The 23,338-nt window shown below is 49.2% G+C and carries 21 protein-coding genes and 1 pseudogene; 14 read left to right on the top strand and 8 right to left on the bottom strand.

All coding sequences use genetic code 11. From position 1 onward, the window contains the following. The first annotated feature begins 90 nt into the window (after nucleotides 1-90). The 3 genes from EZJ49_RS08695 (at nucleotide 91) to EZJ49_RS08705 (ending at nucleotide 2,210) form a co-directional block, all read left to right on the top strand. Nucleotides 91-762 carry a hypothetical protein gene (locus EZJ49_RS08695; protein WP_262551651.1) on the top strand — a complete coding sequence of 224 codons (672 nt, stop codon included), beginning with the start codon at nucleotides 91-93 and terminating at the stop codon, nucleotides 760-762. 108 nt (nucleotides 763-870) lie between these two features. Continuing rightward, complete coding sequence (locus EZJ49_RS08700) at nucleotides 871-1,548, top strand: hypothetical protein (protein WP_262551652.1); 678 nt, start codon at nucleotides 871-873, stop codon at nucleotides 1,546-1,548. A 20-nt stretch (nucleotides 1,549-1,568) separates the two neighbouring features. Next, entirely contained in the window at nucleotides 1,569-2,210 is a 642-nt protein-coding gene (locus tag EZJ49_RS08705; protein WP_262551653.1) for an iron-containing redox enzyme family protein, read from the top strand. A 76-nt stretch (nucleotides 2,211-2,286) separates the two neighbouring features. On the opposite strand, the gene EZJ49_RS08710 is transcribed toward EZJ49_RS08705, so the two are convergent. Next, nucleotides 2,287-2,844 (bottom strand): hypothetical protein, encoded by a 558-nt coding sequence (locus EZJ49_RS08710; protein ID WP_262551654.1) that lies wholly within the window; start codon nucleotides 2,842-2,844, stop codon nucleotides 2,287-2,289. Nucleotides 2,845-3,094: 250 nt separating this feature from the next. Further along, nucleotides 3,095-3,817 (bottom strand): lytic transglycosylase domain-containing protein, encoded by a 723-nt coding sequence (locus tag EZJ49_RS08715; protein WP_262551655.1) that lies wholly within the window; start codon nucleotides 3,815-3,817, stop codon nucleotides 3,095-3,097. A 531-nt stretch (nucleotides 3,818-4,348) separates the two neighbouring features. On the opposite strand from EZJ49_RS08715, the gene EZJ49_RS08720 reads away from it, so the two are divergent. Next, nucleotides 4,349-4,585 carry a hypothetical protein gene (locus EZJ49_RS08720; RefSeq protein WP_262551656.1) on the top strand — a complete coding sequence of 79 codons (237 nt, stop codon included), beginning with the start codon at nucleotides 4,349-4,351 and terminating at the stop codon, nucleotides 4,583-4,585. Nucleotides 4,586-4,639: 54 nt separating this feature from the next. Here EZJ49_RS08720 and rodA read toward each other — a convergent pair whose 3' ends face one another. The 4 genes from rodA to mreC are packed head-to-tail and all read right to left on the bottom strand — an operon-like array spanning nucleotide 4,640 to nucleotide 9,250. Next, on the bottom strand, nucleotides 4,640-5,764 hold the full coding sequence (rodA, locus tag EZJ49_RS08725; protein WP_262551657.1) for a rod shape-determining protein RodA: 1,125 nt from the start codon (nucleotides 5,762-5,764) through the stop codon (nucleotides 4,640-4,642). A 2-nt stretch (nucleotides 5,765-5,766) separates the two neighbouring features. Beyond that, nucleotides 5,767-7,752 (bottom strand): penicillin-binding protein 2, encoded by a 1,986-nt coding sequence (gene mrdA / locus EZJ49_RS08730; RefSeq protein WP_262551658.1) that lies wholly within the window; start codon nucleotides 7,750-7,752, stop codon nucleotides 5,767-5,769. After that, complete coding sequence (locus EZJ49_RS08735) at nucleotides 7,749-8,285, bottom strand: hypothetical protein (RefSeq protein ID WP_262551660.1); 537 nt, start codon at nucleotides 8,283-8,285, stop codon at nucleotides 7,749-7,751. Before EZJ49_RS08735 ends, mrdA begins: the two co-directional genes overlap by 4 nt. Then, nucleotides 8,282-9,250: a rod shape-determining protein MreC gene (mreC, locus tag EZJ49_RS08740; protein WP_262551661.1), complete on the bottom strand. Its 969-nt coding sequence runs from the start codon at nucleotides 9,248-9,250 to the stop codon at nucleotides 8,282-8,284. The genes EZJ49_RS08735 and mreC overlap by 4 nt, the downstream gene beginning before the upstream one ends. 177 nt (nucleotides 9,251-9,427) lie before the next feature. Here mreC and EZJ49_RS08745 point away from each other — a divergent pair, with 177 nt between their 5' ends. From EZJ49_RS08745 to EZJ49_RS08785, 8 genes and pseudogenes are all read left to right on the top strand, one after another. Then, nucleotides 9,428-10,468, top strand: a complete 1,041-nt coding sequence (locus EZJ49_RS08745) for a SurA N-terminal domain-containing protein (protein ID WP_262551663.1) — start codon at nucleotides 9,428-9,430, stop codon at nucleotides 10,466-10,468. Further along, complete coding sequence (locus EZJ49_RS08750; protein ID WP_262551664.1) at nucleotides 10,469-11,092, top strand: hypothetical protein; 624 nt, start codon at nucleotides 10,469-10,471, stop codon at nucleotides 11,090-11,092. Nucleotides 11,093-11,237: 145 nt separating this feature from the next. Beyond that, nucleotides 11,238-11,489: a hypothetical protein gene (locus EZJ49_RS08755; RefSeq protein ID WP_262551665.1), complete on the top strand. Its 252-nt coding sequence runs from the start codon at nucleotides 11,238-11,240 to the stop codon at nucleotides 11,487-11,489. A 197-nt stretch (nucleotides 11,490-11,686) separates the two neighbouring features. Further along, nucleotides 11,687-12,601 (top strand): GTP cyclohydrolase FolE2, encoded by a 915-nt coding sequence (gene folE2, locus EZJ49_RS08760; RefSeq protein ID WP_262551666.1) that lies wholly within the window; start codon nucleotides 11,687-11,689, stop codon nucleotides 12,599-12,601. A 109-nt stretch (nucleotides 12,602-12,710) separates the two neighbouring features. Then, on the top strand, nucleotides 12,711-13,208 hold the full coding sequence (locus EZJ49_RS08765; protein WP_262551668.1) for a Fur family transcriptional regulator: 498 nt from the start codon (nucleotides 12,711-12,713) through the stop codon (nucleotides 13,206-13,208). Between the two features lie 297 nt (nucleotides 13,209-13,505). Further along, nucleotides 13,506-14,789, top strand: a complete 1,284-nt coding sequence (locus tag EZJ49_RS08770) for a hypothetical protein (protein WP_262551669.1) — start codon at nucleotides 13,506-13,508, stop codon at nucleotides 14,787-14,789. A 176-nt stretch (nucleotides 14,790-14,965) separates the two neighbouring features. Then, nucleotides 14,966-17,683 (top strand): annotated as a pseudogene (gene uvrA, locus EZJ49_RS08780) (excinuclease ABC subunit UvrA); the annotation flags it as partial. Nucleotides 17,684-17,747: 64 nt separating this feature from the next. Then, entirely contained in the window at nucleotides 17,748-18,791 is a 1,044-nt protein-coding gene (locus EZJ49_RS08785) for a DUF475 domain-containing protein (protein WP_262551673.1), read from the top strand. Here EZJ49_RS08785 and EZJ49_RS08790 read toward each other — a convergent pair. Together EZJ49_RS08790 and EZJ49_RS08795 are read right to left on the bottom strand one after the other, a co-directional pair. Further along, the gene (locus EZJ49_RS08790; RefSeq protein ID WP_262551674.1) at nucleotides 18,788-19,666 is read right to left on the bottom strand and encodes a DMT family transporter; all 879 of its coding nucleotides are present in this window, start codon (nucleotides 19,664-19,666) and stop codon (nucleotides 18,788-18,790) included. The genes EZJ49_RS08785 and EZJ49_RS08790 overlap by 4 nt on opposite strands. Next, nucleotides 19,659-20,381 carry an FAD-binding oxidoreductase gene (locus EZJ49_RS08795; protein ID WP_262551675.1) on the bottom strand — a complete coding sequence of 241 codons (723 nt, stop codon included), beginning with the start codon at nucleotides 20,379-20,381 and terminating at the stop codon, nucleotides 19,659-19,661. The genes EZJ49_RS08790 and EZJ49_RS08795 overlap by 8 nt, the downstream gene beginning before the upstream one ends. Before the next feature lie 120 nt (nucleotides 20,382-20,501). Here EZJ49_RS08795 and EZJ49_RS08800 point away from each other — a divergent pair, with 120 nt between their 5' ends. Further along, nucleotides 20,502-22,577, top strand: coding sequence for a hypothetical protein (locus EZJ49_RS08800; RefSeq protein ID WP_262551676.1), 2,076 nt, complete (start codon nucleotides 20,502-20,504; stop codon nucleotides 22,575-22,577). 128 nt (nucleotides 22,578-22,705) lie between these two features. After that, nucleotides 22,706-23,338 carry a DUF3943 domain-containing protein gene (locus EZJ49_RS08805; RefSeq protein WP_262551677.1) on the top strand — a complete coding sequence of 211 codons (633 nt, stop codon included), beginning with the start codon at nucleotides 22,706-22,708 and terminating at the stop codon, nucleotides 23,336-23,338.

Raw genomic sequence — 23,338 nt, forward strand, 5'->3', positions numbered from 1 at the left:
GGGGGCAAAAAATTCTTTGAATTGGACATTGGTAAGGACCTTGAACTATGATTTCGCTGTATCGTTTCGATATGTTTAATTGAGGGCGTAATGCAGTTAAATTCTTTGGTAGATGGCAGTCTTGATGAAATTTTAAGCGAAGATTTCAAGGTCATTGCGACAGATATTTGTCGAATGCTGGCGACCGAAGGTAAGGTGATTGTTCCGTATCTTCCGGGTTTGCCGTATTTCTCCCAATTGCCATCTGAAGGTAAAAAGCGAGTTGTGGAAACTCTGCGCTTTTATCAGGATTTGTGTCATTCTCAACTGGCCGAAGGCTATCGTATCAACGACAGTCTGTCGTTTACATGGCGTGCTTTCCGTCGCCTGGGGCTGGTGCCTCGCGCGGAGCTGTTCAACCATATCCGCAATGAGGATATCGTTGAGATCTATTCTGAGGATCATATTCAGTTGTTCCGAAACTTCACTTTCTTTGATTTCTGTTCTTATACGCTGGAAGAGCTTCATACAAATGAATGGTGGGCTCTTTTTGAAAGAGACGAAGAAATCACCACTAAGATCATTGAAGAAGTTCGCAAAGTATTTTCCGAAGAGATTCGTGAAACATTCACTCCGAACATTCCGAAGCATGTTTTGCGCGAAATTCGCTCTGCCGACCGACTTTGTCAGTCCATGGAGATTCGTCGCATGAGTCCACTTTACAGAAACAAAAAAGTGGCGGCTGTGATTGTTCTGGAAAAAGTTGAAATGTTACAAAATTGAAAAACTCAAAATAATTCAACTTCTCAATTTCAAACGTACTGGTTTGATAAACACCATTAAGTTCACCTCTGATGATTCCGAAAGATTGCCCATGCAAGGAGAAGATCCATGGGCAACTTCAAATATCATTTGTTCAATCCAAGAGAGCTGACTCCGGAAACAGCGGCACTTAGCAATAAAATTTACGAAGCGTGGCGGGCAGTGTACAGCGAAGTTCTGGGCTCTGTGAATGAACCGCTGAATGCGGATGATTTCCATCGCAACGATATTATCGTGTGCATCACTGACGACGACAGGCTTGTCGGCTTTCATTTATACAGTGTGTTCGATCTGCGTTCCAAGGCGCATCTGGATCATCACTATATGAAGGCCTTCGACGAAGTCACACTGGCGCGTTTCCGCTCGCGCAAAATCAACACCCTGATGAGCATGGAGTACCTGACTGTGTTGCCGGAATACCGTTCGCGCAATTCCGAGTTCAACTGGTCTGAAATCATTATCGCCCTGGGCAGCCGGGTGATGGATGTTTCCAGCTGGGATGCGGTGATCGGGACGGGGCGCAAGGATCTGCATGTGCGCCGCAAAGCTGCTCACAGTGGTTTTGAATACTTTGGTGACATTATGAAGATGAACTATGTGTGTGAAATTCTGGTCACGGAAAAAGGCAAAGTCACACCTTTTGAAGATCCCAAGGCGGCGGCCCTGGTGGACCGTTTGTGGGCGGAAAAAGACAACCATATTCCATTTTTGAATCAAGAAATCAAATACAACAAGAAAGCAGCTTAATAGCTGCGAAAGAGGCTCTTATGAGAATGAATGTTTCGGATGAACTCAATGTCCTGATGCGCGAATGCAAAAATAAAATCGACAACTTTCCGTGGCATGACCGCGCCTGCTATTCGGCCTGGGTGGCTCAAACATATTATTTTGTCAGCCATTCCACGCGATTGCTGGCTTTGTCAGCGGCGCGCACGCCCTTGGTGGCACAGGAATACCATGTGCGTTTTCTGGCGCATACGGCGGAAGAAAAAGGCCATGAAAAGCTTCTGGTGAATGATATGAAGGGCCTGGGTGAACGGATGTCTGACTGGCCGGAGATGGCTGCGGCCTCGGCGATGTATCAGACTCAGTATTATCACATCGAGCATTCTTCCCCAATGGCGTTCTTTGGCTATATTCTGGCCCTGGAGGCCTTGGCCGCGCGCTTTGGCGGTGAAATCGGCAAGAAGGTGGAAACCAGCTTTGGTCCGAAAGCAGCGCATTTCCTGCGTGTGCATGCCGAAGAGGATATTGGTCACGTCGAGGAAGCCATGGAAAAGATCAACCATCTGCCGCCGGATGAACAGCAACTGGTGTTGAGCAACCTGCGCCAGTCGTTGACGTACTATAAGCAGATGCTGGATGAATGCGTGGCTTATGGTAAAAGCCGGACAAGCAAGGCGGCCTGATTATTACTGCTGAATAAAAAACAAAAAAGCCCTTCTTGTGGAAGGGCTTTTTTGTTTTCAAGGTTTTTTAGAAAAACTATTTTACGGTTGCTGCATAGATGTCGCAGATTTCACCCTGAAGCAGGGAAGCGCCACGATAGATGGTTGCATCCAGAACATTTTCGCCTTTCAAAGCCTCCTGACGGATCTTTTCGCAATCACTTGCGTAGTTCTTGCAGATGCCAGCGCTGTCTTTATCGGCGCAAACCCAGAAGAGGCTTTTTACTTTTTGACCGACAATTTTCACGTCTGCCAGTTCAGAGTGCAATTCGATATTACACACGATTTTTGCACGGCCGTTATTGTCCACTTCGCTGGACCAGCTGTAAGTGAATTTTTTGTATTGCAGATCCAGAGCGCGCTTGGAGGCGATGTCCTTTTTGCGTGCGTCAATGCTTTCAATGAACTTTTCACAGCGCTCGCCCAGTTCCTGGGTTGTGCCTTTACGGGACCATTGCAGCACACGCTTGGATGGTTTTCCGAAGATACAGCGGTCGCCTGTTTCGTTACAGCCAACGCCGGTATAGTAAGGGGCCGCCTGAGCAATGCTTCCCAACATCAACAATGAAAGTAGTGTAGCCAGTTTCTTTTTCATAAAGTGTTTTGTTCGAAAGATTTTCGGGAACTATTCCCGAAAAAGCCTGCGATCTCCTAATGATGGACTGCTTTGCGAATCTTATTCCAAACCGGGAAGGGGTTTAAATCGAGAACAGACCGTCGGAGTTGTATAAATTCCTGTGGCAGGGACGGCTTTGGGCTCCTGTCAAAAAAGTGAGCAGGCAGAAAAAACAAAGGCCTCAGGGGTGCTCCCTGAGGCCGGATTAAGAATCATCATGACCATTTTTTTAGAAAGCGGCGATGCGGTGATGGCCGATTTCGGAGGCATTCATCTTGGCATACAGCTCACCGTAGTTTTTCATCACGCGAGAGTTGTATTCCGCAGGTTTCACGTTTTTCGCCAGCAGGCGACGCACATTCGTCGGACCCATGTTGTAGGCACTGACATACTTCATGGCTTTGTTGTCGAACTTGCTGCGCAGATAGTTCATGTAAGCCAGACCGATCTTGATATTGGCGCCGGGACTTTGCAAAGTCTTTTTGCCATTCCAAGGAAGGTCAAATTTTTTCGCGATCCATTCTGCCGTGTCAGGTTTGATCTGCATCAGACCAATTTCACCGTGACGACCCACAACCAGCGGGTTGAATTTACTTTCTGTTTTAATCACAGCCAGAACAAACACCGGGTCCAATTCATATTTGGCACTTTCAGCGATCACAGTGCGGGCGATGGCGCGCGCCTGATATTTGAATTTGGCTGGAAGCTGGTTTTGCACCTTGTGGTAAATGGCTTCATTCAAAGCCTTTTGACCTTCCAATGCCTGGGCGTCACTGCCTTTATAGTCGCGGCCCAGAAGCTCTTTGGCGTGAGCAATGCGGGAAGCCTCATTCACGCTTTCAATGGCAGGCAGCTCATGGTGCAAGCCCGGGAAAGAGAAGTTGTTAAATAGAACCGACGTGAGCGAAGCGGTGACAAAGGCGATTCCGATTTTGAGATGTTTCGTTTTCATATCCGCGTCCTCCTGTTACAGAAGGTATAGTTCAAGGGCTGTGCCGATTGCCTAAGCGCGCGGAATCAATCAGGTCTTGGAATGAAGCAGGTATCAAGTCCCATTACTTTGAGCTGGACCGGGGGGTGTCAACCAATGTATGAACACTGTCTGATTAGTGGTTAGTCGGAATAGGACGCTTTCCCGAATTGAAACGATTTTTCTGAGACAAACCCGAGGCGGCTGAAAGCGGGGACCAGATTTGCTCAAATGGGAGCAGTTAACTCTCTTGAATCACAAAATAATATTTAAATATCGAACAAAAGACCGAAAAGAAAAGAGTGAAACGTTTTAGCCTACAGCGCTTCAAAAAGCATTTCCTTCAAGGCCACAGGAATTATTCCTGAATACTATGAATATCGGCTGAACCCGGATGATCCAATCATCTTTAGTAATGGGTATTTCGATGTTGTCGATTACACGGCGCTGGCGGGATATCCGTCTTCGATCACTTTGTGGACTCACGCGAGGTATGACGAAGCCACGGGTTGGATGTACTTTGTAAGTTCTGCTTCAGAATCACCAATGGGGATCGTGCAGGTGTGGGCTGCTCATGCCACGTTGGGCTGGCGTCAGCTTTCAACGGCGGGTCTAAGCATTCCACCAAGCACCCGGATTGTCAGCGGGGCGGATCTGGGAGTGACCGAGAATCGTCTGGAGATTGCTCCGTGGGGGCTGTTAATGCTGGATCGGGTGAATCGCAGGGTTCTGGTGCATGAGCTGTTCTAAATAAAAAAGGCAGGAAAAGACCCTGCCTTTTTGTTTTTTTAATGTCGGATGATTCTAGAAAAGATAACGGCGGTAAGCCACACTCGATATCAGACCCAGACCTGCCATGGTGGTCAGCATGCTTGATCCGCCGTAGGACAGCAGCGGCAGCGGGACCCCCACGATAGGCAGCAACCCGATCACCATTCCAATATTTACGAACATGTGCCAGAAGATATAACAAAGCACACCCACCGCCAAAAGAGCCCCAAACTTATCGCGGGCATTGGAAGCAATGCGGATTCCTGTGATAAACAGGAAACAGAACAAGCCAATCACGGCAATAGAGCCGACAAAGCCATGTTCTTCACTTAATACAGAATAAATAAAGTCCGTGTGACGTTCCGGCAGGAATTCCAGTTGGGACTGAGTTCCCTTCATAAAGCCCTTGCCAAAGAAGCGCCCGGAACCCACGGCGATTTTTGACTGAATGCTATTGTATCCGGTGCCACGAGGATCGCTGGTCGGGGACAGGAAGGTCAAAACACGGTTTTTCTGATAGTCATGCAGAACAAACTGCCACGCAATCGGCAGGGCAATGATGCCCAGAGCGATGATCGTGGCCAGAATCGACTTTCTGATTTTCGCAAAGATCATCATGGAACCACCGATGGCCGCCAACATCATCGCAGTTCCCAAATCCGGTTGTTCAACAACCAAAACAAAAGGAATCAACAGAGCGATCAATGGCAGGGCCAGTTCTTTTAAGCCCATGCCACGGCCAAAAGTGGTTCGTGTTGAAAGGATCTTTGCCATGACCATAATCAATGCCAGCTTCATGGTTTCAGAGGGCTGATAACGGAAGAAACCCAGATCAATCCAGCGCTGCGCCCCCAAAGCCACCTTACCAAAGAAGGTCACATACAGAATGGCGCCCAGATTCAAGACGTAGGCGATCGTCGCAATTCTCATCACGATGGAATAATCGACAATTGTGACCACCAAAAACACCGTCCATCCCACAACCAACCACATGATCTGGGAAATAAACAGCGAGGCCACATCCTGAGTCGTTGGGCCGTGAGTGGCGCTCCACAGATTAATAAGTCCGATCACGTTCAGGGCCAGAATGACGATGATCAGATTGATGTCTAATTTTTTGAAGAGAGTTCTTTCTTCAACATGCAAAGAGGTCAGCACTCTTATTCTCCTTCAACTTCTGGCGCAATCACCGGAGCCTGCGCTCTTTTGCCGCCCTTGGCTTTTAAAGCCGCTTCGATCACCTCAGGGTGATACTTCGTGAAATAAGCCTGAATGATATCGCGTACAATCGGGGCTGCACCGGACCCTCCATGACAGGAGTGTTCCGCCAAAGCGGCAATCGTGATTTCCGGATTATCCGCCGGAGCAAACGCGACAAACCAGCCGTGGTGGCGCATATGAATCGGACGGCTTTCACATTTCGCATAGATCTGATCCGCCGAGAAGCCCATAACCTGAGCCGTTCCGGTTTTACCAGCCATCTGCACGCCCGGAACCTTCCAGTGTTTCGCAGTTCCGCGGTCACCGTTGGCCACGCGTCTTAGACCTTCTTTGACGGTTTTAAATGTGTCCGGTGAAATATGCACGCCATTGGATTGAGTTTGTTGCAGATCACGCACCACTTGCGGGAAGTTTTCACGCAGAACTTTTCCATCCTGATCTATGATCTTGCGCAGCAGGAAGGGCTTTACAACTTTACCCTCAGTGCCAATGGCGTTGTAGGCCACGGCCATGGAAAGCGGTGTGACGGTGACGAAGCCCTGACCGATAGCCGTGGAAAGGTTTTCTCCCGGCTGCCATTCTTCACCCACGGTGGCTTTTTTCCACGCAGAGTTTGGCATGGTTCCGGAAACCTCACGCGCCAGTTCGATACCGGTTTTTTGACCGATGCCCAGCAGGCTGATGTAGTCGAACATTTTATCCACGCCCAAAGCAATACCCATCTTATAGAAGAAGACGTTGGAAGATCTTTCCAGAGCCTCAAAGACGGTGATGTTCCCGTGACCGCCTTTTAAGTGGTCATGGTAAGGGCGACGGCCAAAGTAGAACACGCCCGGTGCGGAAACGATGGTCGTCGGTGTGATGACTTTTTCCTGCAAAGCGGGAACAGCCACCAGTGGTTTGAACGTCGAACCCGGAGCGTTGTGATCCTGAATCACTTTGTTGCGCAAAGGTTTGAACGGATCATTGATCAGCTTGGACCAGGTTTGCGCGGAAATACCAGTGGAAAACTCATTCGGGTCAAAGGATGGAGTGCTGACCCAGGCCAGGATTTCCCCATTGGCTCTCATGGCCACGACGGCACCGATACGGTTCAGGCTCATAAAGGATTTAAAGGCCACTTCCTGAATATCACGGTCGATGGTCAGGATGGCGTTGTTTCCGTGAACCGGAATCATGTCCTTGATCTCTTCGCCGTAAATATTTGGAGTTTGTGTCACGGCTTCACGCCCGTGGGCATCCACCTGAATAAAGCTGACGCCGTCAGAACCCCGGATGTCTTTTTCCAGAGTTTCTTCCAGACCGCTTTTACCGATGATGTCACCCTGATCAAACTTCAGTGCGCCTTTGTATTGTTCATTCAGGATGGGCAATTGACGTTTGGAAATCTCGCCGACGTAACCAAACAGCTGCGCGCCATTGTCGTGCAGGGGATAGAAGCGCACGATGGATTCGCGGATCTCCAGACCCGGCGTGTCCAGACGCATGCGCTTCAGACGGAAGACCTCTTCACGGCTCAGGTTTTCCTTCAGACGGATCTGTGCAAACGGACCGTTTTGACGACGGCTTTTTTGTACTTTCAGAATGACCTTTTCCGGTTCCATGCTCAGCACAGGGCCGACGGCTTTGGCCAGCTCATCAAGGCTTTCGATATATTGCGGGGACAGGATGGCTTCAAAGCCCGGCAGATTTTCCACCAGCACTTTGCCATCACGATCCAACATCAATCCGCGTGGTGCGGTGATTTTATTTTGCTTGATACGATTCTTTTCCGAGAACTCGCGCAGCTCATTTCCGGAAATAATCTGCAAATACCACAGGCGCATGGTGAAAACGGTCAGGGCAAAACCGATGGCGATGTAAAAGAGCTTGTATCGGCTCTGATACTCCTTGGCCTCGTCCGGATTACTGACATAGGTACTCATAGTTCCAATCCTCCGGGCTCATGCATTAGTTCGTCCTGAGTGATCTTGTCGATCTTGGCCAGGAGCCAGTACATCGGAAACGCAAAAGAAGGAGTCAGAACAATCTGTACCAGTCGGTCCACAATCTCAAAGCTTGCAGGGGTCTTCTCTATCACCATCGAAGTAAAGAAATAAATCAGGTGATAAGCCACGGCAGAGAAGGCACACATAATCGTATAATATCCTGAGCCGGACCAAAAGACGCGGGTTTTGATTCCATAGACCAAGGTAAAGAGAATGATGAGACTGATCCACATCATCTTCAAAGGCATGGCTGTAAATGTGAGCAAAATGAAGCCCATCGCGTAAATCGTGAAGATCGCCGGGAACGGTTTACGATAAAGGATCACATATACAACCAGATTCAGCCACAGCAACGGAGACGGAACATTCCCGAAAAGCTGAAACCAGAATGTGGTTTGAAAGCCTGCAACCAGCATCAGCACCGCGAAGAAAACCAAAAAATTCAGAAGGATATTCCAGCGGATCTTCACTGTCTTTTCTCCTGAGGCTTGGCTGTTGCAGCCGGTGTGGCTGTCGGAGTCGCCGTCGGGGTGGCTTCTGTTGCACTGGCAGCGGTACCGTCGGTCGGAGCAGTTGTCGCAGCCGCAGGGGCGTACTTGTCGCCAAAGTCCTCTTTATTGCTTTGCAGAACAATGAACACTTCTTCTACTTTGTAAGGGTCCACCACCGGGCGCAGATCCACTTTCAAAGAAACACTGAACGTTTTCTTTTCGACGGATTCAACCACGGCCACCGGGAAGCCTTTCGGGAAGATATTGTCCAAGCCACCTGTGACAACCAAGTCACCTTCCTGAACATCTTCCGTTCTTTCCACATATTTCAATTGCAGGGTGCTGCTGTACTGGCTTTTGCCTTCCACAATCCCGTGAGCGCGGGTTCTTTGCACGATCCCATCCACCACCGCATAGCGGTCGGTGATCAGCATAACGTGGGCGGTGAAGGTCTCCGGTTTAAAGACGTAACCCAAAACACCACCGGTGGTGATAACGGCCTGACCGGCTTTCAAACCGTCCTGAGTGCCTTTGTTGATGGTGATGGTGTTGTGATCGATCACCAGATCGCGTCCGATAACCTGAGCAGAGGTCAGGGACATCTTGGTTTGTTCTTTGAACGCCAAAAGTCCGCGCAGGCGGTCATTTTCGATCAAAAGCTCGTTCATTTTCTCCAAACGGGCCTGTAATTCGTTGTTGGTGCTGGTCAGGTGCTCGCTATGCTTTTTGATATTGATCAGATCAAGGTACATGGCCGTCGTGCCTTTGACGCCGGAACTAAAGCCATAGAAGGTTTCTGACACCACACTTCCAAGAAGGCTGAAGGGCTTGACCAACCAGTTGGATTCCTGCGGACGCTGCTGCATGTTGATAGAAATAAGCGGCAAGGCCAAAACAATCCCTATCATCACAAGTTTCTTGAGATCAAAGTTGAAGAAATTCAAAACCGGTTCCTCTTTGTTGCAGTATGGATGGGGACGGTTTTTTGGTGCGTCCCTGTCTAATATTTCCAACGCTAGTCAAAAGCTTAAGGGAATTCAACAATTTCCCCTTGAAAAAAAATAAAAATAGTTGGGTAATGAATCGGCGTTTTTGAAGTTCGTTTCAGGAAGGATGAAGTTATGAGCGACAGTATGGCAGATAAGATGAAGAGAAAGCTCTCCGCGAAAAGCGTCACCGCAATGATGGTTTTCGGAGCTATCATTATGGTTTTTGTCTTCTTCGGGATGCCCGGTCAGATGGGCGCAGGAATCGGTTCCGTGGCACGTGTAAACAACACGTTGATCTCTGTGGCTGATTTCCAAAATGAAGAAAATCGTATCCAACAGTACTATAAAAACCTGTTCGGAGATCAGATGGACTTTAGCTCTCAGCGTCAACTATTGCGCCAGCAGGCTTTGGAAAATCTTGTGCGTATGGAGCTTGTGTCCCAGGCTGCTGAAAAAAACGGCATTTTGACGACAGACGCGGAAGTTCGCGACTTTATCGTAAAAGACATTCCATTCTTCCAGCAAAACGGTCAGTTCCAGAGAGAATTCTACACTCGTTATCTGGAATCCACTCGTGCGAATCCGGCGAACTTTGAAGACAAGATCCGTAAGGACATTGCCAATGTTCGCACACGTTCACTGTTTGAGCTGGTGACTCAGCCGACGGCGGTGGAGCTGAAAAAGATGCACGACATCCGTGGTTCTAAAATCAACGTTACTTTCGTGAAAATTGATTCTGAAGCGGCCAGTAAGGCCCTGACCAAAGAAAAAGCTGAAGCGGCTATCAAAGCTCTGGATGAAGCTTTGGTTAAAGGTGATGAAGCTGCTGTTAACGCACAGTTGAAAGAATTGAAGGCGACTTGGGAAGAAACAGGTCTGGTGTCTTTGGATTCCGAGACTTTCCCAAAAATCACCAGTTCTGTGGCAACAGAAGCCGTCTTTGAGCTGACTAAGGCAGAGCCTCTTTTGAAGCGTCTGGTTCGTGACGGCAATGCGAAGTACGTATTGAAGTTGAAAGAATCCAAAGTTGAAGAGGTCAAAACCACTTTGGAGCCAATGTCTGTTGAAATGGTTCAAAAGCGTCGTGGCGACGGTATGTTTGAAGCGTGGATCAATCAGTTCCGCTCTAAATCACACGTCACCATGAACACTCAAGCATTGCAGTTGAACTAAATGCTGCAATTCGTAAGAGAGATTCCCATTCGAATCATCTTGCAGAAAACCCCGTCATCACGACGGGGTTTTCTATTTCATCTGGCCGCAGGCTTTGCACGCCAGGATGGAAAGATTGATCCGCTGTCGGGCATGAGCGTCAATCTGATGTTAGTGGATGGCTGGCTGGCTGAACTCAAAACGGCAGCAGAACAGAAGGACTGGTCAAATCTTCATGATTTGGTGAATTCTTTCCGTGCTGAATTGATCGCGAAGGCGGCCTCTTGTGATGTGCAACTGCACAGTCTGGTGCTAAGGGAAGAGCGCGGCTTGTGCTTGTCTTGGAATTTGTCTGATGCACCCACAGGTGTTCGTTGGACCTATGCCCATTATCTGGAACTTCTGCCAGTGGGTGGGGAGTTTGAGCTGGTGCGTGTGGGGCTGACCTGGCTTCGTGCCGAATCTTGTGACATCGATCTTCAGCATGAAGGCTTCAAGATTATGAAGTCCCTGCAAAACGCCTCGGGGCTTGAAGATCTTCTAAGTAAAATCGGCCTGAGCAAGGGCCACCTTCTGGAATCCGGCAGCCTGCTACAGGATATTCAAGTTCGCCTGAGCTCTCAGGACATTCTTTTGACTCTTTAATGAACTGACAATGCGAGGCCCGGTGTCGATCTTCTAGACACCCTTGAGGGCCCTATTGGGACCTTGGTGATTTTTAGGCGGGCATTGGCTTTGCTTTGAAATACGTGGATTCCTTTAATTGCAGCACAACCTACGAGGGTGTCGTATGAAATTGAAAGCATTGATTCTTGGAGGCGCCTTATTGATGTCCGCTCAGGCTTTTGCGGAAAGCTACTGGTCGCCGGACCCGCGCCCACCACGCTTCTGTCTGCAAAACTTCAATGCTTACGGTCCTATTTATGCCAAGGATATTGAAGGCCGAACAGAGCGTATGACCGGTCTGTTACAGGGAATTCCCAAGTGCGATGTGGTCCATTTGCAGGAAGTCTGGAACGATTCGCAAATCAATCAAAACTGAAAACAAACGCACGCTGGAACATTTCCAAAGTTCCTCCACATTCAAAGACATTGAACAGGGGGTTCGTAAGTCAATAAGGAATTAAAATGGACCGTAAAGAACAGCTACGTGCAGTAATTGACAATATCATCAAGGGTGAAAGTGAGAGCCATTTGCAGGAAATTGCGCTAAGAAGAGGGGGAATTGGATATAAGCTTATGACGAAACAAACTCTTCCTGACGTAGCCAAAGAAACTCATGCCGAACGATTTGCCCCGATTGACTGGGTGGGGATGGGAGCGATTGAGCTTCCTGTGATCCTGAAGCAGGCCGATGGCCAGTATCGTATCCCGGCCCGAGTCGATGCCAAAGTCAGTCTTGATAAAAAACCTTCCCGTGGCATTCACATGTCACGCTTGTATTTGCTGTCTCAGGAAATGATGACCAAGTCTGAACTGACTCTGGGCCTTTTGGGCAATGTCACTTCTGAATTCCTGCGCACTCATGAAGACCTTTCCTCTCGCGCGTTGGTGCAGGTGCAGTTCGAGGCTCCACTGGTGCGTAAAGCGCTGAAAAGCAGCAACCAGGCATGGCGCTCTTATCCCGTGGTGCTGTCAGCCTTTAATGAAAATGGCAAAATCAGCCACTTTGCCGAAGTGATTGTGACTTACTCCAGCACTTGTCCTGCTTCTGCGGCGCTGTCCCGTCAGTTGATTCAGGATGGTTTCAAACAGCAGTTCTCTTCCGATCAGACTTTGGATTTTGATATTGTGCATGCGTGGTTGGGAACTCCGCAGGGGATTGTGGCGACGCCGCATGCTCAGCGCAGTTTTGCCCGTGTGAAAGCCGAAGTCGGTCCTGACTTCCAGTACGGCGACCTGATCGACGTGGTGGAGGAGGCTTTGCAAACGGCCGTGCAAGGGGCCGTTAAACGCGAAGACGAGCAGGAGTTCGCTCTTCGTAACGGTCAGAACCTGATGTTCTGTGAAGATGCTGCTCGCCGGGTGAAGGATGCCTTGGATGCCAAGCCTGCGATCTTGGACTATGTGGCTGAATTCAGCCATGTGGAAAGCCTGCACCCACATAATGCGGTTTCTCACATTTCTAAGGGCTTGAAACTACGTAGTTTTTAGTTTTCTTCAGAAAAAGCAAGGCTAGCGCAAATCAATTGATAATGATTCTTAATTGTGTGGACTTATCTAGGGGGCTCACCTATAACTAGGGGCCTGAGGTGACCATATTATGGGTAAAGATTCTGTTCCATTCCTTCCGCGCCAACATGACGACGATATTATCGTTCATTCCGATCAGTTTGACGAGGCGGAGCTTAAACGCATTATCCGTGCGTTGAATCTGAAGGTCACCAGCCAGCGTATGGCGATTTTGAAAGCTCTGCATGAAGGTCGTCGTCACGTCACAGCTCAAGAGCTTTACGAAAAGCTGAACAAAGAACATCCTGATATTGGTTTTGCGACGGTGTATCGCTTCCTGCGCACTCTGACAGAGGGTGCTTTTGTGACGGAAGTGCGCATGGGCGGTTTGCCTGCGCGCTATGAACTGACTCCGAAAGGTCACCACGACCATTTGACTTGCGTGAAGTGCGGTAAGATCTGCGAGTTTGAAAACAAAGCGATCGAAGGCCTTCAGGAAAAAGTGGCTAATCAGTTTGGGTTTAAACTGACTCATCATATTTTGGAGCTGTACGGCGTCTGTCCAGCATGCCAAGCCAAAAGCCTATAGAGCTGGTGAAAAAGGCCCAACTGACTGCGTTGTCGGGCCTTCTCCTTCTCTCCGACGTGCTTAGAGCACGCCTCCGCTGCGGAGAAGACCCTCCGCCTTGCATTTGAGCCTTTTTGACCAGCTCTATCTCTGGTCGGATAGTGGAAAGACCTCATTCGCACTGGGACATTTTTGACATCCTTTCTCGACCTTAGAATTGTTCGATTGTGTTTCATCATTCATTTAAAATATTAATGTCTTTGGGAATTCATTAAGTCTTGTTTTGGTGCGGCCGATACGACTTATATGAAGTTGGCTTTGAAAAGGTGGGGAGTTATTTTCCTGGCGCCTCTTTTTTTGGGTATTAGCAGTGGCGGGCTTATTGAGCTTGAAGGCTACTTTAATGCCCGTTATTCCGCCAACTTTCTAAAATCCACGCGCAATGTGCGTTTCGTTTTGCCTCCGGGTACTAAGGCTAAAATTCAGGAAGTGAAGAAGTTCAGCTCTGGCAAATACGGGCTCAGTGTTGAAGTGCTTGATGGCAAACAAAAAGGCGAAAAGGCCTGGGTCTATTACAATCCTTCCAATCCCGGCATGAAGCTCTATGAAAACGAGCCGGCCGAAGCTCGGAATAAAACCACCAAAGAAGTTGAAAAAGCCGAGCGTGTGCGCACCACTCGCAAGACGGAAGCCTTAAGAATTCCAGCCGGTGCTCAGGAAAAAGAGAAAAAAGAAACTGCTGCCGAAGTGACCCGTCAGATTCAAGAGGGCAACAAGGCTGTGAAAGAGCAAGCTCAGCCCGGCGGACCTTGCCGTGACTGTGAAGTTTCAAAACTTTATTCCCGTGATGTGAAACAGTCGGATGCTGTCACTCCTAAGATCAGCCAATTTGTCGGAAAGCCTTCGGCCGATGCGCCGACATTGCGTTCTCCGACTCGCACAATTAATCCCTACGGTGTTCGTCCGGTGACATGTCGAACTGTAGGCTCTTATGATTCCTGTACAAATCAGGGTGATCCAGCAGAAAGTAAGTTTAAGCTCTTTAATCGTGGCCCGAATCGTATTGTTCCGGCCAAGGCTGAAAACCGGGATCGTATTTGGACCTTTGAATACGAGGGCGGGGCCCGGCAGGATCTGGGCTTCTATATCAGTGATTCCCCGAATTCCACGTTAAGTCAGATTCAGGAAACTTATATGATGGTGTTTCCGCGCAAAACGCTGCCGCACATCCGGGTTGAAGGAAACAAACAAATTGTGACCCTGCCAACGGGTGAAACGGTGACTTTCAATGCACAAACCCGCGAAGTGATCGGCGGGGTTATGAGCGAAGACGGTCCGATCACCAGGGGCGGTACAAAGCTTGACCCTCCGAAAGTAACCTATCGCGGAACGGGCGTCGTGGTGCGAGTCGATGCTCGCGGGGACGAGCCTCGCTTGCAGAAAAACGGAACCGCCACAATCACCAAACAAGGGCGCACGTGCAGGGTCCCCACCAAAGACCTGTGGCCTGATCAACGTCAGTCCTCCGCCGCCCATTTCAAATACTTCTCAGACTCCGATTTTGACGCCTACCTAAAATCCAAATGCGGCTTCGGCCTCTAAAAGGTGCCTGGTGATTTTTTACATCTACATTGCGTTATGTGTTTAATGACGCACAATAGACGTAAAAAATCACCAGGCACCTTTTCTTCTTTCGGGGAGGGGCATAGAATGAGGGGCTATGTCGCATGCTGAAGATGGAATCGTAGTTAAGGGCGCAAAAGAGCATAACCTCAAGGATGTGAGTGTCACTATCCCTCGCAACAAGATCACCGTGTTTACGGGGTTGAGTGGCAGTGGAAAGTCCTCGTTGGCTTTTGATACGGTCTATGCCGAAGGGCAAAGACGTTATGTGGAAAGTCTTTCCGCCTATGCGCGAAACTTCCTTGAACAACTGAAAAAACCGGAAGTGGATTCCATCACCGGGCTTTCTCCGGCGATTGCGATTGATCAGAAATCTGTCGGGACCAATCCGCGTTCGACCGTGGGCACGGTGACGGAAATCTACGATTACCTGCGCTTGCTTTATGCCAAGCTCGGAATCCCTGAATGTCCTATTCATCACATTCCGGTGACCAGTCAGACCCCGCAGCAGATCATTGAGGAAGTCTTCAAGAAAAGCCAGGGGACTAAGTTTTACGTTCTGGCTCCGATGGCGTCCGGGAAAAAAGGGGAGTTCTTAGCCGAACCTGCGCTTGCTTTATGCCAAGCTCGGAATCCCTGAATGTCCTATTCACCACATCCCGGTGACCAGTCAGACCCCGCAGCAGATTATCGAAGAAGTCTTCAAGAAAAGCCAGGGGACTAAGTTCTATGTTCTGGCTCCGATGGCGTCCGGGAAAAAAGGGGAGTTCTTAGCCGAATTCCAGCGCTGGGCGAAGAAAGGTTTTGTCAAAGCCAAGGTCGATGGAAAAATGATCGACCTGGACAAAGCCACCAAGCTTGCCAAAACCAAAAGTCACGATATTGATCTGGTGATTGATCAGTTGATTTTAAAAGACAGCATGAAACTGCGTCTTGCTGAAAGCATCAACACGGCTCTGTCCATGGCCAATGGCCGCGTGATGATTGAAACCCTGGACGGGGAGCGTGTTTCTTACTCGCTTCATTCGGCATGCCCTGAATGTGGTTTCAGTTTCCCGGAAATCGAACCCCGACTTTTCAGTTTCAACAATCCTCGCGGAGCCTGCCCAACGTGCAACGGCTTGGGCACGATTGATCTGGAAGAAGAAGAACAATTCTCTGACGGCGAAGTCGGTGGTAAAAAACTGGACAAAGTCGTTTACAAATACAAAGGCAAAAAAACCTCTGACGAGGACGATGAAGAAGGCGAAGAAATGGTTCTGAACGACTGCCCGGATTGTCATGGCAGCCGTTTGAAACAGGAAGCCTTGAACATCCGTCTGGGCGGAAAAACCATCGCAGAGTTGTCTGATATGGGGGCGGTGGAACTGCGCGATTGGGTGGCGCAACTGGAGTGGAAAGCCAAAGACCAGTTGATTGCCGAAAAAATCGTAAAACAAATTCTGGCGCGCTTGGATTATCTGATTCGCGTGGGGACAGGGTATCTGTCACTCAGTCGTCCTTCGCGCACACTGTCTGGTGGGGAAGCTCAGCGCATTCGTCTGGCGACACAGGTCGGTTCGGCCTTGATCGGTTGTCTGTACGTGATGGATGAACCAAGTATTGGCTTGCATCCACGTGATCATCACCGCTTGCTGGATATTATCGGTGAACTGAAAGATCGTGGGAACACCATCTTGTTGGTAGAGCACGACGAAGACACCATTCGCTATGCTGATTTTGTGGTGGACTTGGGCCCGCGCGCGGGGATTCTGGGTGGCGAAAAAATGGCGCAGGGCACGCCGGATGAACTGGCTGCCAATCCGAATTCTTTGACGGGGAAATATCTAAGCGGAGAAATCCGCATCCCTGTCCCAAAAGAGCGCCGCAAAGGCAACGGTCAGGTGCTGAAATTGCTAGGAGCCAGCGGAAACAATCTGCACAACGTGGATCTGGAAATTCCCCTGGGGACCTTCACTACGGTGACGGGTGTTTCGGGCTCTGGCAAAAGTACGCTGATCATTGATACGCTCTACAAAATTTTGGCGCAGCATTTTTACAAGGCACTGGCGCAACCGTCGCCTTACAAAAAGATTCAAGGCCTTGAGCACATCGACAAAGTCATTGATATCAATCAAAAACCGATTGGCCGAACTCCGCGTTCAACACCGGCGACTTATGTGGGCCTGTTCCCGATGATTCGCGACCTGTTTGCGAATTTGCCGGATTCAAAACTGCGTGGTTATGAACCGGGCCGTTTCAGCTTTAATGTCAAAGGCGGGCGCTGTGAAACGTGCATGGGCCACGGGCAGATCCGTATGGAAATGCACTTCCTTAGCGACGTCTTTGTGACCTGTGATACCTGTCAGGGGCGCAGATACAATCGCGAGACCCTGAACGTAAAATACAAAAACAAATCCATCGCCGATGTTCTGGAAATGAGTGTGGGCGAGGCCCTGGAGTTTTTCAGAAACCATTCCCAGATTTATCGCAAGCTTGAAACTTTGCATCGTGTGGGCTTGGACTATATGACCCTGGGACAAAGCTCAACAACGCTGTCCGGTGGTGAAGCCCAGCGAGTGAAGCTTTCCAAAGAACTGTCCCGTCGCGGAACAGGTAAGACTTTATACATTTTAGACGAGCCGACAACCGGTCTGCACTTTGATGATGTTCGCAAACTGGTAGAGCTGATTCAGGAGCTGGCTGATCAAGGGAACACCGTGCTGGTGATCGAACACAATATGGAAGTGGTTAAAACTTCCGACCATGTGATTGATCTAGGGCCTGACGGAGGCAAGGGCGGCGGTTATATCGTGGCCACGGGGACTCCGGAAAAGGTGGCCAAGATCACTGCCAGTGAAACAGGCAAATTCCTGAAGCCTCTCTTGAAATAAGGCTCACGTCTTTTTTGACAAGCCATGTCTTCAACGACCGCCCTTGATTCTTAGGGCGGAATCGGTGAAATCTGTCAGAATGAAATACTTTACAGGTTCCTTCGTCTTTACAATCATCGGTCTGATTGCGTCCTACTTTGTCGGTCACTACTACGGTGGCACAGTGACCGCCGGACTTCAGGCTCTTTTTATTGCATCCATTCTGGCGATTCTTGAAGTGTCATTGTCCTTTGATAATGCGATTGTGAACGCCGTGGTTTTGAAGGAAATGACTCCGGTGTGGCGGCATCGCTTCCTGACTTGGGGTATGATTATCGCGGTTTTTGGAATGCGTTTGGTGTTCCCGTTGCTGATCGTGACCTTTATGGCCGACGTGAACCCGTGGGAAGCATTGGTGATCGCGGCGACAAAGCCGGATGATTATGCCAAAATGATGCTGGATGCACATCTTCAAGTGGCCGCTTTCGGTGGAAGCTTCTTGTTGATGGTGGCGCTGAAGTACTTCTATGACGGCAGCAAGGAATTGCACTGGATTCCGTTCATCGAAAGACCCACTCGTTATATCGGCAGCAAAGTCGAAGCGATTGAGGTCTGCTTAAGCTTGATCATTCTGATTCTGATCACACACTTCCTGCCCAAAGAAGAAGCTTTGCCATTCCTGATGGCAGGTATGGCCGGTTTGATCACTTATGTGATCGTGGACGGTATTGGTTCCTGGTTGGAAGCGTCTGACGAACAAATGCACGATGTGCACAAAGCCAGTGCGGGGATGTTCCTGTATCTGGAAGTTCTGGATGCGTCCTTCAGCTTCGACGGTGTTGTCGGGGCCTTCGCGATCACGCACAATCTGTTCATTATCATGATCGGTCTCAGTATCGGCGCTTTCTTCGTGCGTAGTTTGACAATTATGTTTGTGGAAAAAGAAGCCCTGACCAAGTTTGCGTTCCTGGAACACGGGGCTTTCTATGCTATCGGTTTGCTATCCATGATTATGCTGGCAGATCCATTCTTGCACATTCCTGAATGGTTCACAGGACTGAGTGGCGGGGTCATCATCCTGACGTCATTCCTATGGTCCCTAAAAAAAGGCAACATAGAAGCTTCTTAGGTTTCTTTTTTGGACGGGTCCCACAGGATCTGTAGGACCGAAGCGGTCATGATAAGGACGGCGCCGGAAATTTGCAGTGGGGAAAGTCTTTCGTTCAGAATCATAAAGCCGAACATCGCCGCGAACGGGGATTCCAGCAGGAAGATCATGCTCGCGGTGGAATCGGAAAGAATCTTCTGCGTTCTGATTTGCAGATAAAAGGCGATGATGCTGGAACCCAGTCCCAGACACAGAACCCCAAGCCAGGGTTTGGCTGTCGGTGTGCCCACAAACATTTGATCCTGCGATAACAACAACGGAGTCAACGCCAGCAAGCACCACAGCGATTGGAAGTTGTTAAAGCGAAAGGCATTGCCCACACGGTTGGAAATGCGCCCGATATAGATGATATGAAAGGTTGCAAACACCGCGCATCCCAAGGTCCACAGGTCCCCGGTGTTGATGTTGTCAATATGGCCACCAACCAGAATAAAAGTCCCCACCAATGCCAGTACGGTTAAAGCATACTGACGCCAAGAACTTTGAGTCTTAAAGAACCACGCATTGAACAGCGGCACCATAATCACATACAGAGCCGTCAAAAAACCGCTCTTGGTGGCCGTGGTGTATTTTAATCCGATGGTTTGCAGTAAAAGCATTCCCCCCAAAAGAAGTCCGGCGGGCAGGGCGCGGGTCAGTTCCTCGCGCAGGCTGGTGAAGTTGGGGCCTTTGATAGCCAGATACAGAATTTCGCCGACGATTCCTGCAATTACAAAACGCAGAAAAAGAGTTTCAACAGGAGTAAAAGCTTCCAGCGCCCACACAGTGGCGACAAAGCCGAAGCCCCACAGGATTCCGGCAAAAATCAATTCTAAGGCGGCGCGATTTTTAGTCAAACGCCTCTGCCCAGATTTTGGTTTTATCAAAGCCATCAACTTCCAGAAGCTGATGTTTTACTTCCTTGATCATCCCGCCGTTACCGCACAGGTAGAACGTGGTTGGAATGTTCTTATAGTCAAATTCAGAAATAAAGTTTTGAACGTAACCCTTCTTGCCCTTCCAGTCGTCTTGTGGGCGGCTTAGAACAAATTCAAATTTGAAATCAGGCAGTTCTTTTTCCAGAACTTCGATTTCTTTTTGATAGTACATGTCCTTTTCTGTGCGCACGCCGAACAGCATTCTGTAGCGCAGATTTGGATACTGTTCTTTTTTGGAAAGCAAATAGCAGATATGTTGAGACAAACCTGTTCCAGTGTTCAGGAAGACGATTTGCTCTGTTGGTGGTTCTTGGAAGAAGACTTTTCCGAACGGGCCGGTGAAGTTCAAAAGCTCTCCGCCTTTTAATTGCCAAACAAAAGTCGAGGCCAAGCCATTTTCAACAAACTTGAACAAAAGACGGAAGCCATCCTTAGTGCGGTCATCGGAGGCGATGGAATATGCACGCAAAGCCGGCTTTGCTTCCCCTTGAGGTACATGAAGCATGACGAATTGGCCGGCTTTGAAGCCGAATTCATTGGGAGTCTCCGTTTTAAGGACCAGTTCCCGGACTGTGGGCGTGTGGTCGATGATCTCTGTGACTCTCATGTGGTAGATCGTACGAGCGGCTGACATAGGGCTCCTTCATATTTCGAGAGGTCTTAATAATCCGAAAAAGCCAGACAGTCCAATGTTTTAGCTTGTTACAAAACCTCGTATTCAATAAAATTAAGGCTCAGCAGGAGAGGTACAACCGTGAATAGTGCGCAGCATCTGGTTTTGATCGTTTTTTTGGCTTTTGCGTCCTTTGTACACGCACAAACAACTGAGGGAACACCTCAGCAAAATGCCCCAAGCACTCAGGGCTCCGAGACCCCCGAAGCAACAGAGTCGGAGGAGGTTCCGGCCCCTCAACGCTCCTTGCTAAAAACGGCGGCGACCCGGGACTTTAATAAACCCCTTTATTTTGACCAAATCGACAATGGTGTGATTTTGCCGCCGCTGGAGTTGGAATACGATCTGACGGGTGGGAAAAACCTGAAGTTGGGGAACTTGCAGTTTAATGAAAAGAATTTCTTCTTTGCCTTGTTGCCTTTGGGAAAAACACATTCTCAGTTATCCCAGGTTCTAAGTGGCAGTGACGCGGGTAAAGTGGCGCTGGTGATGGCTTGGCCGGATAAGTTAATGAGCCACGGCACTATCGAAATGATCTCGCGCACGGGAACAGTTTTGTGGAGTTATTCTTTCACGGATGAAGACCGTGCAAAATGGCAGAAGCAGCTTGATGGCTGGAGAAAAGCTCTGGTGGAAAAAGGCGTTGCCGCAAAAGATGTGGTGCGTTCGGGTATCTTTGGATCTCAGTTTGCCATCATGGATGTGGAAGGGGCGAAGGCTCCGTTCTGGGGTCAGAAAGAATCCTTCCGTTTCTGTGTGACTCAGACGGATGGTCGCAACTCCACGAAAATGTGTTCGCAACGTTATGGCACGAAGTCCTCTGGCAAAAATGTGATCATGGGAAAAGTGCGTTCGGATGCTGTGACTCCGCGTGTGCTGGTGAATAACGAAGACGCGGCGATCAAAAATTCCGTACCCGTGGCAGCAGATATGCCAAGTTCTTTCTTTGCGGAATTGGGCACGGGTGAGTCCTATGAATTTGTGACAGTGCCAAACAAACTGGAGCTGATGGATATTTCAGACACCAAAAAGCCAGGCACATTGCGCATCGTGGGTTACGACACAAGACCTGTCGGTCGTTCGGTGATTCTGAATCCGGATCAGTACAGTTCTTTGACCAAGATTCTGGGCTTTGAATCCACTATCGGTGATCCTCGTAAGTTCTGGGCCGCGGCCGTAAAAAAAGACGATCCGAAAATCTATCTTCCAGGTCAGGGCGGGGGCGTGTTCAAACAAAGATTTGAGCTGTCAGAAATCCCTCGTGCGCAGTCCCGTGTTTATCTTAGCAAACGTGCTCCAACTGGAACTTACATCGACGGCATCAAGTTGGAGGGGCGCAAGCAGCCTGTGGCGCAAGTCACCAGTGATCAGAACTCCGCCCAGGAAAATCCGAAAGATCCGGCTTCTTTCGTGTGGAATTTCCGCGCGACCGAAAGAGGTCAGATCAACCGCTCTTATTTGACAGTCGAGATGGATGGCAAGACCTACAAGTCTTATTATGAAATCTATAAAGGTTATCCGCGAGAGGTCTCCGGACGCTTTACTGGTGTTCAGGCCAAGAGTGAATTTATCATCATGGGCGAGGTGGCGTACAACCAATGGTTTGAAGACCTGTTCGGTTGGACAAACTACTGGATGTCCCGTCAGCGTTGGGGCGTGAGTGCGAAGTACTTCCAGTCCTTCAATCAGTTGAAAGTGGACTCTGCAGGGAATACGGCTCCACTGAGTGTTATGACGGTGGATTTGAAATACCGTGCGACTCCGGGTCTGTGGGGGCGTGATGAATCCGTTGGTGCGATGGTGTCTTATCAAAGCGTGACGTTTGATAAGTTGAAAGCGCCAATGCTGGGTGTGGGTGCTTTCTGGGCGCGTTCCATGCCGAAGGTGTTTGATGATTTCTTCAACATCGTTCCGTTCATGCGTTATCCAAAATGGGTGGACATGGAATTCATCTACTACATCAACTCCATGGATTCTAACGTGACTTTGAATGCGCCAATGTCCCTGAACTTCCACGGGAAGGTTTTGTGGTCCGAGCGTTACTTCGGGGAGGCGGGCTTCGGTATGAAACGCTACAGCTTTAAAGATTCCTCCCTGAATCAAAAGGCCGAGCTGAACACATTCTATGGCACCGTGGGACTGGGGATTAACTTCTAAGAGCCCTGACATTGCAAGTTAGAATGAAATTTAAAACGGAGGCCGAAGGGCTTCCGTTTTTTATTTGTTGGCTATGCTTGCTGAATTCATATACTAGTGCCTGGGTGTATATATTTTTCGGAGTCTCTATGCGGTCGTGGTTCAAACTATTCATATCAATGGTGCTGGTGGTGCTAGGTCCTCAAGTGGGGAAAGCCCAGCAAGGCGACGCCTTACCGGAAGAAGCTCCCGTCCAAGAGCGCAGTGCTTTGGAATACACGCTGAATTTTTCCACAGTCTATGCCGCTCAATGGGCAGTGTATCTGGTGACTCAGGAAGACACCATTCGGGATCACGGTTCCTGGGATAATTTCTTTCACTATCCTTTCCATCCTGGTTTCGACAAGGACAGCTTTGACTACAATCTGTTTAAGCATGCCTGGTCCGGGCAGTATTATTATTTGTTTTATCGCTATCGCGGGTATTCTGAGGTGGAGGCCTTCACATGGACCTTCCTTTCTTCTTTGGCCTTCGAATTCGCAGTGGAAACTTATACCGAAAAACCCAGCATTCAGGATATCTATCAGACCCCCATCTATGGAACGCTGGTGGGGATGGGCTTTGAGCGACTGAGCGCTTACTTCCGCAGCAGCGAATCCATTTTCGTGCGGGCCTTGGGGGTGGTGCTCAACCCTTTCACCTTGCTGCCGCAGTATGACCTGGCTGCCATGCCGGTGATTAAGGACGAAACTGTCGGTGTTTCCGTCTTATGGAGGTACTAG

This window comes from Bdellovibrio bacteriovorus, assembly GCF_025558485.1.
GTDB lineage: Bacteria > Bdellovibrionota > Bdellovibrionia > Bdellovibrionales > Bdellovibrionaceae > Bdellovibrio > Bdellovibrio bacteriovorus_G.